Below are 12,820 nucleotides of genomic sequence, written 5' to 3'. Positions count from 1 at the left end.
CGGCCGTTTCTGCCGCCGCGATCGCACATTACGCTAATTTCCCTCAGCCTGCGGCGTGGCGATGGGCGGGCGCATTCGCCAGCCGGCCGGCGTCCGCCGCCAGCAGTTGTTGCACCAGCTCGACGCAGCGCAGGAAGCGCTCTTCGTAATCGCTGGACTCAACGTGCACGTACTCGATGTTGTTGGCGCGCAGCATCTCCTCCAGCAGGCGCTGGAACGCCAGGCGATCGGCGCTGCTGCCGAGGCTGCGCAGCCCGTCCGCCACCCACGGCGTGTTGTTTTCCAGCAGGATCACCAGATCGAAACGGTATTCGTCGATCAGCGCCTGCACGAAGGGGTGTTCACGCCCTTCGTACTTTTTGCAAAACGCCTGCGTAGTCACGAAATCGGTATCGATAAACGCCACCTTGTTGGCATATTTGACTGCGAAGTCCACGTATTGCGCCTGCCCGAGGGCAATTTTGTCGTAGTCGGAGTACTGCAGCGCCATCTCGTCGCCGCCCAGGTGCGAAAACACGTAATCGCGGCCATATTCCCAGGCGCTGGTGGTGTTGAAGATGTTGGCCAGCTTGTTGACCAGCGTCGACTTGCCGCTCGACTCACCGCCGAGGATCGCCACGGTGCGCACGAAGAACGGCTTCACCTCGGTCGGGATGTAATCCCAATAGCGGAACGGATCCTGGCGGATCTGATTGCCGCTGATGTTCATGAACGACCGTTCGGGATCAACCAAAATGGTTTCGATGCCCAGATGCTCGCGGTAGCGCGGCGCATCCTGCGCTTCGCTGGAATAGATAAAGCTCGGCACGATGCCCTTCTGTTCCATAAAGGCCTTCATGCCGTCGCTCCACACGTTCCAGCCGTGCGGATACGGTTCGATGCCCTGCTCGTCGAACGAGTGGATATGGATGTTTTTCTGATACTTGAAGGTCTGCAGCAGCCAGCGCAGGCGATCGCTGACCGTCGGCTGTTGCGACATCGAACTGTTCTCGAACAGCTCGCGGTCGCGCGGTTCGTCGTGGCACAAAATAACGTGCAACTCGTCCACCTGGCTGCAGGCGCGCTGGATCAGATAGATGTGGCCGGTGTGCAGTGGGTAAAATTTACCAAACACCACTCCGACTTTAACCTCTTTGCGCGGGAACTCCAGCCCGAGAAAACGGTGCAGCGCCTCGAGCTTTTGCGCGCTCGGGCTTTTGATTTTGTCGTTCAACAGCTGGCTCAGATAGCCCTTGGTCATGCCGCTGGCATCCGCCACCTGCTGCAGAGTACAACCCTTTTGCTTGATGGACGTCTTCAGGTAATCAAATTGCGGCATGGCCACCTCCGTTTAATATGCTAAACAAAATAGCATATCTTGCTCGCCGTCAGCGACATTAATAAAACTCTTCCAGCACGTCCAGCGCGTCCGCCAGCTTCTTGACCCCGAACACCTGCATGTTGGCCGGCGGCTTCTTCGGCATATTGCCGTGCGGCACGATGGCGCGCTTGAAGCCGTGCTTGGCCGCTTCGGAGATGCGCTCCTGGCCGCTCGGCACCGGGCGGATCTCCCCCGCCAGCCCCACTTCGCCGAACACCACCAGATCGTTCGGCAGCGGCCGATCGCGCAGGCTCGAGACCAGCGACATCAGCAGCGCCAGATCGGCGCTGGTCTCGCTGACCTTCACCCCGCCGACCACGTTGACGAACACGTCCTGATCCGACATCTGCAGCCCGCCGTGCCGGTGCAGCACCGCCAGCAGGATCGCCAACCGGTTCTGCTCCAGGCCCACCGCCACGCGGCGCGGGTTGGACATCATCGAGTGATCCACCAGCGCCTGGATCTCCACCAGCAGCGGCCGGGTGCCTTCCCACACCACCATCACCGAGCTGCCGGAAGTGACTTCATCGCCGCGGCTAAGGAAGATCGCCGAAGGGTTGCTGACTTCGCGCAGCCCCTGTTCGGTCATGGCGAACACGCCCAGCTCGTTGACCGCGCCGAAGCGGTTCTTGTGGCTGCGCAGGGTACGGAAGCGGGAATCGGCGTCGCCGTCCAGCAGCACCGAACAGTCAATGCAGTGTTCCAGCACTTTTGGCCCGGCCAGCGAGCCATCTTTGGTGACGTGCCCGACCATCACGATCGCCACGCCGCGCGTCTTGGCGAAGCGCGTCAGATAGGCGGCGGTTTCCCGCACCTGCGCCACGCTGCCCGGCGAAGACTGAATGTCCGCCATGTGCATCACCTGAATCGAGTCGATCACCATCAGCTTCGGCTGCTCCTGCTCAGCGATCAGGCAGATCTGCTCGATGCTGGTTTCCGACAGCATGTTCAGGCCGCCGGTCGGCAGCCCCAGACGGTGAGCACGCATCGCCACCTGCTGCAGCGATTCCTCGCCGGTGACGTACAGGGTTTTCATCTGTTCGGACAGTTTGCACAACACCTGCAGCAACAGGGTACTTTTGCCGGCGCCGGGGTTGCCGCCGATCAGAATGGCGCTGCCGGGCACCACGCCGCCGCCCAGCACGCGGTCGAACTCGAGAAAGCCGGTGGTGAAGCGCGGCAGCGCCTCCAGGCTGATTTCCGACAGCTTCTGCACTTTGCTGACGCCGGCGTCGCCGGCATAGCCGCTGAGGCGATCGTTGCGCGCCGCAGCGGGCGACGCGGCCAAACGCACTTCCGTGATGGTGTTCCAGGCATGGCAGGCACTGCACTGCCCCTGCCAACGCGGATAGTCCGCCCCGCACTCATTGCACACAAATGCCCGTTTTGCCGCTTTTGCCACGTCTTACCTCAATCTTTCGTTATCGCACTTCGTGTTTCAGGCTGCCGGTGAGAATACACAGTACGCCCATCAAATCCGCATGCCGGATCGCCACCTGCGCTTTTTCATACACTTTCGGTTTGGCGTGGTAGGCGATGCCCAGCCCCGCCGCCTGCATCATTTTCAAATCGTTGGCGCCGTCGCCGATGGCCACGGTTTGCGCCAGCGGGATCTCCAGCTTCTCCGCCAGCCGCAGCAGCGTATCGGCTTTGAACTGCGCGTCCACCACCGGCCCCAACACTTCGCCGGTCAGCTTGCCGTCGCGGATCTCCAGCTCGTTGGCCGCCGCCGCCACCAGCCGCAGCCGGTTGCGCAGGTATTCGGCGTAGTAGGTGAAACCGCCGGAGGCGATCGCCACATGCCAGCCCATCGCCTGCAGCTTACCCACCAGGCTGGTCAGCCCCGGCATCAACGGCAGTTCGTCGCGCACCTGCTTGAGGATATTGGCGTCAGCCCCTTTCAGCGTGCCGACGCGCTGGCGCAGGCTGGCGGTAAAATCCAGTTCGCCGCGCATCGCGCGTTCGGTGACTTCCGCCACCTGCTCGCCGACGCCCGCCAGCTTGGCGATCTCATCAATGCACTCGATCTCGATCGCCGTCGAATCCATATCCATCACCAGCAGCCCCGGCGTGCGCAGGTGCGGGATTTTGCCGAGCGGCGCCACATCCAGCCCGCTCTCCGCCGCCAGCAGCTTGGCGCGCGGCGTCAAGGTTCCCGCCAGCCGCACCACCTGATAATCGTCCACGCCCCAGGCGGTGACGATCACCATCGCCGCGCCCAGCTTGCGTTGGAATTGGGTAATGCGCGCCTTGTCCAGCTTTCTGCCATATAACAGCCACCCGGTATTACCCGCCCGGTAGTCCAGCGGCATCACTTCGTCGCCGCTGAGCGAAAGGGGAAGACCCGGCCATTGAGAGATCTCCGCCGGAAGATCGCAATAGGTCAGACTGTTTGACATCATTGACTCCTGAATGGACAAAAACGCTGCATGATAAAACGACGCATCAAGCTATCCTATCGCCAGCGGTTCTGGCAACATAAAGTGTCCCCGATGCCCAAGGAACCTGCATGGCTCGCGCTAAACTGAAATTTCGCCTGCACCGCACCGCTATTATCCTGATTTGCCTGGCTTTGCTGGTGCTGCTGATGCAGGGCGCCTCTTATTTTAGCCTGAGTCACCAAATGGCGCGATCCGAGCAGGTGGAAGAGCTGGCGCAGACGCTGACCAAACAGGTCGCCTACAGCCTGGCGCCGCTGCTGGACGACGACGGCAACACCCCGCGCATCGACGCCATCCTCAAGCAGCTCACCGATCACAGCCGCATTCTCGACGTCAGCGTGTATCAGCAGGATGGCACGCTGGTCTCCCACGCCGGGGAACAGATAAGTATACGCGATCGCCTGTCGCTCGACGGCAAGCGCGCCGGCAGCTATTTCAACCACCAGTTGGTCGAATCCATTCAGGGCAAAGACGGCCCGATCGGCTTTATCCGCATCACCCTCGACACCCACGTGCTGGCGACCGAATCCAAGCAGGTGGACAACACCACCAACCTGCTGCGCCTGATGATCCTGCTGGCGCTGGCGATCGGCATCATTCTGGCGCGCACCCTGCTGCAACACCGCCGCAGCCGCTGGCAGCAGTCGCCGTACCTGTTGACCGCCAACACGCCGTTGGCAGAAGGCAATACGGTGGAAGACGACGAAGAGGATGCGCCGGAGACAAAGCAGGAAGCGCCGAAGAAGGAATAACTCAGGCCAAGCGTTGAATGCGCTCGTGCCGTTTTCTTGTCCTTTCGGTGAATAGATTGTCCGTAACAACGGGATCCACAACCAATTGAAAGGTAAAGCGTTAGCCAAAAATGGCCGTGCGGAATGAATAGATTGACAGGCGGGCGCCATGACGACGCCCGCCGCGGTATTACGCTTTGTCGCCCAGCAGCACGGATTCCAGCGCGATAACGATCATTTCGTTAAAGGTGGTCTGGCGTTCCGCCGCCGTGGTCGCTTCGTGACGCAGGATGTGGTCGGACACGGTGCAGATGGTCAGTGCCTTACAGCCGAACTCTTCGTACAGCTCCGCCGCCACGCCGTAGATGCCGGCCGCTTCCATTTCCACGCCCAGGATGCCGTACTTCTTCATCACCTGGAACATGTCCGGATCCGGGGTGTAGAACAGATCGGCGGAGAAGATGTTGCCCACGCGCGCCGGGATGCCCTGCGCCGCCGCCGCGTCGACCGCGTTGCGCACCATGTCGAAGTCGGCGATCGCCGCGTAGTCGTTGTCCTTGAAGCGCAGACGGTTCACCTTGGAGTCGGTGCACGCGCCCATGCCGATCACCACGTCGCGCAGTTTGATATCGTCACGCACCGCGCCGCAGGAACCGACGCGAATGATCTTCTTCACGCCGAATTCGGCAATCAGCTCGCGCGCATAGATGGAGCAGGACGGGATGCCCATACCGTGGCCCATTACGGAGATGCGGCGGCCTTTGTAGGTGCCGGTGAAGCCCAACATGCCGCGCACGTTGTTCACTTCCACCGCGCCTTCCAGGAAGGTTTCGGCGATGTATTTTGCGCGCAGCGGGTCGCCCGGCATCAGTACTACGTCAGCGAAATCACCCATCTCAGCATTAATGTGCGGCGTAGCCATAATTTTCTTCCTTTAGAAATCTTATTTAATAAAAACGTCAAACATCTAAGCCTTGAATGTCGAGTTGCAGCCAGGCAGCTAGCGGGTGAATCCCCAGTCGCTTACTTGAGTAAGCGACTGGGGTTCACGCGTGAAGCTAACAACGCTACGGCTTGAAAGACAGAGCTTAGAACAGGGTCTTACCGTAATCCATCGGCGACAGGCCAAAGTAATTGGCGACGGTCTGGCCGATGTCGGCGAAGGTCTCGCGGTGGCCCAGCGAGCCCGGTTTCACTTTCGGGCCGTAAACCAGCACCGGGATGTGCTCGCGGGTGTGGTCGGTGCCCGGCCAGGTTGGGTCGCAGCCGTGGTCGGCGGTGAAGATGATGATGTCTTCGTCTTTCACCAGCTTCAGCAGCTCCGGCAGGCGGCGGTCGAACAGCTCCAGCGCGGCGGCGTAGCCCGCCACGTCGCGGCGGTGGCCGTAAGAGGAGTCGAAGTCCACGAAGTTGGTGAACACAATGGTGTTATCGCCGGCCTTTTCCATTTCAATCAGGGTCGCGTCAAACAGCGCATCGATGCCGGTCGCCTTCACCTTCTTGGTGATGCCAACGTTGGCGTAGATGTCGGCGATTTTACCGATCGACACCACTTCGCCGCCCTTCTCGTCCACCAGCTTTTTCAGCACGGTCGGCGCCGGCGGCTCTACCGCCAGATCGTGACGGTTGCCGGTGCGCTGGAAGTGGCCCGGCTTATCGCCGACGAACGGACGCGCGATCACGCGACCGATGTTGTAACCGCCTTCGGTCAGCTCTTCACGCGCAATTTCGCACAGCTCATACAGACGATCCAGGCCGAAGGTTTCTTCATGGCAGGCGATCTGGAACACCGAGTCAGCGGAGGTGTAGAAAATCGGCTTGCCGGTTTTCATGTGCTCTTCGCCCAGCTGATCGAGGATCACGGTGCCGGATGAGTGGCAGTTGCCCAGGTAGCCCGGCAGCTTGGCGCGTTCGACCAGTTTGTCCAGCAGCGCCTGCGGGAAGCTGTTGTGCTCGTCCTTGAAGTAACCCCAGTCGAACAGCACCGGCACGCCGGCGATTTCCCAGTGGCCCGACGGCGTGTCTTTACCGGAAGAGAGTTCGCTGGCGTAAGCGTAAGCACCGATGATATCGGCGTTGCGATCCAGCCCCTGCGGGAAGTTGCCGGTGGACTCTTCCGCCGCTTTGCCAAGGCCCAGGCGGCTCAGGTTAGGCAGCGTCAGCGGGCCCTGGCGGCCCACGTTGGCCTCACCACGCGCGCAAACTTCGGCAATATGGCCCAGGGTGTCAGAACCCCGATCGCCAAAACGTTCGGCGTCTTCGCTGGCACCGATACCGAAGGAGTCCAATACCATAATAAATGTACGTTTCATCTGTGCTCTCCTGCGTGTTCTCACGCTTTGGACGGCCGCGAAAAAGCCGCGGTCGTTCCTGATTCTTGGGTTATTCCGTGATGCGCTTATACACCACCGGCGTCGCTTCCGGCGCCTTGTCGCTCAGCGTCATTGCGCTGCGCACCGCATCGGCCGCCAGCTGCCAGCTCTCTTCATCGTTGGCGTGGATCATCGCCAGCGGTTGCTGGGTATCCACCTTATCGCCCAGGCGCGCCACCTCGGTCAGGCCAACGCTGTAATCGATGGCGTCGCTCGCCCGGCGACGGCCGCCGCCCAGCGACACCACCGCCATACCCAGCGCACGGGTATCCATGGCGCTGATGATGCCCGGCTTTTCAGCATACACCGGCTTGCTCAGCGTTGCCGCCGGCAGATAGCTATCATAACGTTCGACGAAGTCTATCGGCCCTTGCTGCGCCGCCACCATGCGGCCAAACACCTCAGCCGCTTTGCCGTTGTCCAGCACCGCCTGCAGTTTGGCGCGCGCATCGGCCTCGTCTTGCGCCAGGCCGCCGGACAGCAGCATCTCCACGCACAGCGCCAGCGTCACTTCCAGCAGGCGCGGGTTGCGGTATTCGCCGGTCAGGAAGCGCACCGCTTCGCGCACTTCCACCGCGTTACCGGCGCTGGAAGCCAGCACCTGATTCATGTCGGTCAGCAGCGCGGTGGTCTTGCAGCCCGCGCCGTTGGCCACGCCGACGATCGCCTGCGCCAAATCTTGCGACAGGGCATAGGTCGGCATAAAGGCGCCCGAGCCCACCTTCACGTCCATCACCAGCGCATCCAGCCCTTCCGCCAGCTTCTTGGCCAGAATGGAGGCGGTGATCAGCGGGATCGAATCCACGGTGGCGGTGATATCGCGGGTGGCGTAGAAACGTTTGTCCGCCGGCGCCAGCGAGCTGGTCTGGCCGATGATCGCCACGCCGACGTCCTGAATAATTTTGCGGAAGGCGTTATCGTCCGGGAAAATATTGAAGCCCGGAATGGCTTCCAGCTTGTCCAGCGTGCCGCCGGTATGCCCCAGGCCGCGGCCGGAGATCATCGGCACATAGCCGCCGCAGGCCGCCACCATCGGGCCGAGCATCAGCGAGGTCACGTCGCCCACGCCGCCGGTCGAATGCTTGTCGACGATAGGGCCGTTCAGCGCCAGGCTCTTCCAGTCCAGCACGGTGCCGGAATCGCGCATCGCCATGGTGAGCGCCACGCGCTCCGGCATGCTCATGTCATGGAAATAAATGGTCATCGCCAGCGCGGCGATCTGCCCTTCCGACACCACATTGTCGCGAATGCCGTTGATGAAGAAGCGGATTTCCGCTTCGCTTAACGGCTGGCCGTCGCGTTTCTTACGAATAATTTCTTGAGCCAGGAACAAGGCATCCCCCTGTGTCGCCGAGAGTCGGTGCAGACGGGCGCGCCTGGCGCCCGCCAACGATATCGATCAGTAGCCGCCGCCGGCGGTCTGGGTTTGGTGGCCCAGCGCGGCCAGCAAGCTGGCCAGCAGGCTGGAAGCGCCAAAGCGGAAATGCCGCGCGTCGGCCCACCCCTCGCCCAGAATACGATCGGCAAGTTGCAGATAATGCAGCGCGTCTTCCGCGGTGCGCACGCCGCCGGCCGGCTTGAAGCCCACGGTCTTCGCCACGCCCATATCGCGGATCACCGACATCATCAGCTCGGCGCTCTCCAGGGTGGCGTTGACCGGCACCTTGCCGGTGGAGGTCTTGATAAAGTCAGCCCCGGCCTTGATGGCGATCTCGGACGCTTTGCGGATCAGATCGGCCTGCTTCAGCTCACCGGTTTCGACGATCACTTTCAGCAGCACGTTGGCCGCCTGGCATGCCTGCTTGCACTGTTTCACCAGCTCGAAGCCGACCTGTTCGTTGCCGGCGATCAGCGCGCGGTAAGGGAACACCACGTCCACTTCATCCGCGCCATAGGCGATGGCCGCGCGGGTTTCCGCCAGCGCGATGTCGATATCGTCGTTGCCATGCGGGAAGTTGGTCACGGTGGCGATACGGATGTCCGGCGTGCCTTGCTCGCGCAGCGCCTTACGCGCCACCGGGATAAAACGCGGGTAGATGCAGATGGCCGCCGTGTGGCCGGCCGGGCTGTTGGCCTGACGACAGAGGGCGATCACTTTCTCGTCGGTGTCATCATCATTCAGCGTGGTTAAATCCATCAAGTTCAGCGCACGTTGCGCTGCTGCGGTTAATTCGGTCATAAAACTCTCCAACTGAGTACCTGGGTGTTGGCGAGCGGACTTGGTTCCATGAAGATAGCGCAGGGGAACGGCGTTCCCGCGGCGGCAACTGAGATCCTTCTCACCGCACATGGCCACCCGCCTTGCGGCCGGCCAGTAATAGCTATTTGAACACGAATGCCGAGGGCGATTCGCGTTCATCGTCACACTATATGAAATAGCACTGTAACAGACCGGAATTATATGTGAAGAACATCACAAAATAACGCGATATCGTTCACAAATTCGCTAAAGAAGCGGCTGAAGATCGCGGGTGCGACAAACACCCACGTTGCTTAGAGTATAGGCGGAGTCCCGCGATCGGTCGCGCCGTCGCGGGCTCCGTGAAGGCTTACAGCGCCAGGAAGAAACCGGCGATGGTGGCGCTCATCAGGTTGGACAGCGTGCCCGCCGCCACGGCTTTCAGACCGAAGCGCGCGATGTCATGGCGACGGTTGGGCGCCATGCTGCCCAAACCGCCCAGCAGGATCGCCACCGAGGAGAGGTTGGCGAAACCGCACAGCGCAAAGGAGATGATCGCCTTGGTGTGCGTTGACAGCACCTGCAGGCCTTCTGCCGCCACCACATCGTCCGAGCGCAGATAGGCGCCGAAGTTCATGTAGGCGACAAACTCGTTGACGATGATCTTCTGGCCGATAAACGAACCGGCGGTCATCGCTTCACTCCACGGCACGCCGATCAGGAAGGCGATCGGTGAGAACACCCAACCGAGGATCAGTTCGAGCGACAGCTGCGGGTAATCGAACCAGCCGCCGATGCCGCCGAGAATGCCGTTGAGCAAGGCGATCAGCGCGATAAACGCCAGCAGCATCGCACCGACGTTCAGCGCCAGCTGCATGCCGGAGGCCGCGCCGGAAGCCGCCGCGTCGATCACGTTGGCCGGACGCTCTTCTTCGGCGATCAGCTTCATCGCATCGTCTTTATCGTGGGTCTGCTCGGTTTCCGGCACCATCAGCTTGGCGAACAGCAGCCCGCCCGGCGCGGCCATGAAGGACGCGGCGATCAGGTATTCCAACGGTACGCCCATCTGCGCGTACCCCGCCAACACCGAACCGGCCACCGAGGCCAGGCCGCCGCACATCACGGCGAACAGTTCTGACTGGCTCATGGTGGCGATATACGGGCGCACCACCAGCGGCGCTTCGGTCTGGCCGACGAAAATGTTGGCGGTCGCCGACAGCGATTCGGTGCGCGAGGTGCCCAGCAGCTTGTGCAGGCCGCCGCCCAGCACGCGGATCACCAACTGCATGATGCCGAGGTAGTACAGCACCGCAATCAGCGAGGAGAAGAACACGATCACCGGTAGAACGCGCAGCGCGAACACGAAGCCGCCGCCGCCGAACACTTCGAACATCTTGTCGGACACCAGCCCGCCGAAGATGAACGAAATGCCCTGATTGCCGTAGGCGATAACGTTTGCCACGCCGTTAGACATACTGCCGAGGATGCTGCGGCCCAGCGGCACGTAGAGCACCAGCGCGCCGATGCCGATCTGAATGATGAACGCCCACACGACGGTGCGCAATTTGATGGCCCGGCGGTTGCTGGAGAGCAGCACCGCAATGGCGATCAGCACCGCCATGCCAACCAGACTCATGATGAGTTGCATGCAAAGTTTCCCTGTTGCAAAAAATAAAATACATCCCTGCTCATGAAGAGAGGTCTGCTATTGGAGAGTTTCGGGGGGATTATACTGAGCGAGGTCACCCTCGCACCGATTTATGTCACAAATGTATACAACGAGACGCAAATGAAAATCTTATAACGTGACGTAGGTCACGTTATGCAGACCTCAATTCGGCATGGCGAACAGCGCTTGGGTATTGCGTTGCAGGTGGGCGGCGATCTCGTCGGCCGGTTCCGGGCGCAGTTCACACAGCGTCTGAAACACCTCGGCGGCGCGTTCGGGGCGATTCGGTTGCCCCTGATAGCCGGCCAGCGGCATGTCCGGCGCATCGGTCTCCAGCAGCAGCGCCTCAAGCGGCAGCTGCGCCATCACGGCGCGCGTTTTCTGCGCCCGCTCATAAGTGATGGTGCCGCCCACGCCGATGTAATAGCCGAGGCGGATAAACGCCTGCGCCTGCGACAGGCTACCGGCAAAGCCGTGCACCACACCGCGACGCGGCAGCTGCATGCGCCGCAGCGCGGCGGCCAACTGATCGTGGGTGCGGCGCGAATGCAGGATCACCGGCAGGTCATACTGTTTCGCCAGCTTCAACTGGGCCAGCAGCAGGCTTTGCTGCCGCTCGAACTGTGGGTTGTCCATATACAGATCGAGCCCGATCTCCCCCACCGCCACCAGCTTGTGCGGCCGTTCGGCCAACAGCATCGCCAGCTGTTCCATCTGCGGCTCATGATGCTGCGCGATATATAGCGGGTGCAGACCCAGCGCGGCGAACAGCGGCGCATGCTCCTGCGCCAGCCGCAACACCCGCGCGAAGCGATCGGCAGTGACCGTCGGGACGATGATGCGCTGCACGCCGGCGCTTGCCGCCCGCGCCAGGCTCTCGACTTCATGCCCGGTAAAGGGCGGGAAATCGAAATGGCAGTGGGTATCGGTAAAGGCGTAACTCACAGCGCCCCCCCTTCACCCGGCGGCAAATCGCCCGGCAGGATGATTTTCGGCGCCGCTACCGCCGCCTCCGGCTGCGCCGCCCGCTCGGTGGGCATGGCGATGTCGGTCACGATCGGCGAAGGCATTCTGACGTTCTCCGGCTGGATCAGGCGGCGCGACAACGCTTTTCGCACCTTGATGCCGTCGGGCTCCGGCTGTGCCATCCACTGGCCGACGGTGGCCAGAAAGTAGCGGCCACAGCGGCGCCCCAGGTGATAATCCTGATTGAGCGCTCCCAATCGGCTGCCCAGCGCATTGCTGGCCAACGGCTTCGGCGGGAAGATCTCGAAGATGCGCAGCTTGCCCGGCGGCTTTTCGATAAAGCGCTGGATGCGGTGATAGCTTTGCTCGTGATGCTGCAGGATGCGCACCATCTGCTGCAGGCTGCTGTCGCTCAGCCAATGCTCCATGCGCTTCATCCACTGCGGGGTGTAGTACATCTGCGAAGGCACGGTGCGGATCACCACGATAGTGTCGGCGCCGCGGCGATAGGCCTCTTCCACCGGGATCGCATCACTGATGCCGCCGTCCTGATAGCTGACGCCGTCCAGCTCCACGCCCTGGCGATAGAAGCCGGGAATGGCGCTGGATGCCTTGATGGCCGGCAGCCAGCGTTCGCGCTGCGCAGGCAGATAGGTCGGCTCGAAATCGTCGCTGCGGCAGGCGCACAGTAAGAATTCGCGCCCGTCGGTAAAATGCTGTTCCGCCACGTCCATCGCCAGCGGCATCTGCGCCGCCGCCGTATCAACCAGCCAATCGAGATCGATCAGATGCCCGCCACGCACGAAGCGCAGCGGATTGAAGAACTGTGCCGAAGTGGTGTAACGGGTGATCACCCGGCGCGCGTAGCCCATCTGCCCGCAGATATAGGCAGACAGATTCTGGGCGCCGGCCGACGTGCCGATCAACAGATCGAAAGGGTTAAAGCCCGCGCGCTGAAACTCGTCCAGCACGCCGGCGGTGAAAATGCCGCGCTGGCCGCCGCCTTCGCAGACCAGCGCCATTTTGCCTGGCCGAAAGGGTTTAGACGCCAGCGGTTCTATATTGCCGAGCGTGATGGGTATTCTGTATCCCAACTTGGCAT

At 61.7% G+C, this 12,820-nt stretch carries 11 protein-coding genes; 1 reads left to right on the top strand and 10 read right to left on the bottom strand.

Annotated elements, in window-relative coordinates; all coding sequences use genetic code 11:
- Nucleotides 1-43: 43 nt before the first annotated feature.
- Genes nadR through serB form a run of 3 tightly spaced genes read right to left on the bottom strand, consistent with a single transcriptional unit; the run spans nucleotide 44 to nucleotide 3,759 of the window.
- The gene (gene nadR / locus GUC32_RS03010) at nucleotides 44-1,318 is read right to left on the bottom strand and encodes a multifunctional transcriptional regulator/nicotinamide-nucleotide adenylyltransferase/ribosylnicotinamide kinase NadR (protein ID WP_025305219.1); all 1,275 of its coding nucleotides are present in this window, start codon (nucleotides 1,316-1,318) and stop codon (nucleotides 44-46) included.
- A 58-nt stretch (nucleotides 1,319-1,376) separates the two neighbouring features.
- Nucleotides 1,377-2,762, bottom strand: a complete 1,386-nt coding sequence (gene radA, locus GUC32_RS03005; RefSeq protein ID WP_025159617.1) for a DNA repair protein RadA — start codon at nucleotides 2,760-2,762, stop codon at nucleotides 1,377-1,379.
- 19 nt (nucleotides 2,763-2,781) lie between these two features.
- Complete coding sequence (serB, locus tag GUC32_RS03000; RefSeq protein WP_016929162.1) at nucleotides 2,782-3,759, bottom strand: phosphoserine phosphatase; 978 nt, start codon at nucleotides 3,757-3,759, stop codon at nucleotides 2,782-2,784.
- 110 nt (nucleotides 3,760-3,869) lie between these two features.
- Between serB and GUC32_RS02995 the strand changes: the two genes are divergently transcribed.
- Nucleotides 3,870-4,553, top strand: a complete 684-nt coding sequence (locus GUC32_RS02995; protein WP_025305217.1) for a YtjB family periplasmic protein — start codon at nucleotides 3,870-3,872, stop codon at nucleotides 4,551-4,553.
- 169 nt (nucleotides 4,554-4,722) lie between these two features.
- On the opposite strand, the gene deoD is transcribed toward GUC32_RS02995, so the two are convergent.
- From deoD to GUC32_RS02960, 7 genes are all read right to left on the bottom strand, one after another.
- Nucleotides 4,723-5,454 carry a purine-nucleoside phosphorylase gene (gene deoD / locus GUC32_RS02990; RefSeq protein WP_004933059.1) on the bottom strand — a complete coding sequence of 244 codons (732 nt, stop codon included), beginning with the start codon at nucleotides 5,452-5,454 and terminating at the stop codon, nucleotides 4,723-4,725.
- Nucleotides 5,455-5,620: 166 nt separating this feature from the next.
- Complete coding sequence (gene deoB, locus GUC32_RS02985) at nucleotides 5,621-6,844, bottom strand: phosphopentomutase (protein WP_043136044.1); 1,224 nt, start codon at nucleotides 6,842-6,844, stop codon at nucleotides 5,621-5,623.
- 70 nt (nucleotides 6,845-6,914) lie between these two features.
- Nucleotides 6,915-8,237 carry a thymidine phosphorylase gene (deoA, locus tag GUC32_RS02980; protein ID WP_043136047.1) on the bottom strand — a complete coding sequence of 441 codons (1,323 nt, stop codon included), beginning with the start codon at nucleotides 8,235-8,237 and terminating at the stop codon, nucleotides 6,915-6,917.
- A 66-nt stretch (nucleotides 8,238-8,303) separates the two neighbouring features.
- Entirely contained in the window at nucleotides 8,304-9,083 is a 780-nt protein-coding gene (deoC, locus tag GUC32_RS02975; RefSeq protein WP_060434186.1) for a deoxyribose-phosphate aldolase, read from the bottom strand.
- A gap of 370 nt (nucleotides 9,084-9,453) precedes the next feature.
- Complete coding sequence (locus GUC32_RS02970; protein WP_369435549.1) at nucleotides 9,454-10,731, bottom strand: NupC/NupG family nucleoside CNT transporter; 1,278 nt, start codon at nucleotides 10,729-10,731, stop codon at nucleotides 9,454-9,456.
- A gap of 183 nt (nucleotides 10,732-10,914) precedes the next feature.
- Nucleotides 10,915-11,697 carry a TatD family hydrolase gene (locus GUC32_RS02965; RefSeq protein ID WP_369435548.1) on the bottom strand — a complete coding sequence of 261 codons (783 nt, stop codon included), beginning with the start codon at nucleotides 11,695-11,697 and terminating at the stop codon, nucleotides 10,915-10,917.
- Nucleotides 11,694-12,812, bottom strand: a complete 1,119-nt coding sequence (locus GUC32_RS02960) for a patatin family protein (RefSeq protein ID WP_025305211.1) — start codon at nucleotides 12,810-12,812, stop codon at nucleotides 11,694-11,696. The genes GUC32_RS02965 and GUC32_RS02960 overlap by 4 nt, the downstream gene beginning before the upstream one ends.
- Between the last annotated feature and the right edge of the window lie 8 nt (nucleotides 12,813-12,820).

Origin of the sequence: Serratia sp. NGAS9, assembly GCF_009905295.1 — a bacterium.
Classification (GTDB): Bacteria; Pseudomonadota; Gammaproteobacteria; order Enterobacterales; family Enterobacteriaceae; genus Serratia; species Serratia bockelmannii.
The sequence above is the reverse complement of the archived record's forward strand: the minus strand, read 5'-3'. Positions and strand labels throughout refer to the sequence as shown.

Bases quoted from the DNA above. Each gene is read 5' to 3' on its own strand.
- deoC (WP_060434186.1), bottom strand. From the start codon at position 9,083: ATGACCGAATTAACCGCAGCAGCGCAACGTGCGCTGAACTTGATGGAT.
- deoB (WP_043136044.1), bottom strand. From the start codon at position 6,844: ATGAAACGTACATTTATTATGGTATTGGACTCCTTCGGTATCGGTGCC.
- GUC32_RS02995 (WP_025305217.1), top strand. From the start codon at position 3,870: ATGGCTCGCGCTAAACTGAAATTTCGCCTGCACCGCACCGCTATTATC.
- nadR (WP_025305219.1), bottom strand. From the start codon at position 1,318: ATGCCGCAATTTGATTACCTGAAGACGTCCATCAAGCAAAAGGGTTGT.
- GUC32_RS02970 (WP_369435549.1), bottom strand. From the start codon at position 10,731: ATGCAACTCATCATGAGTCTGGTTGGCATGGCGGTGCTGATCGCCATT.
- serB (WP_016929162.1), bottom strand. From the start codon at position 3,759: ATGTCAAACAGTCTGACCTATTGCGATCTTCCGGCGGAGATCTCTCAA.
- deoD (WP_004933059.1), bottom strand. From the start codon at position 5,454: ATGGCTACGCCGCACATTAATGCTGAGATGGGTGATTTCGCTGACGTA.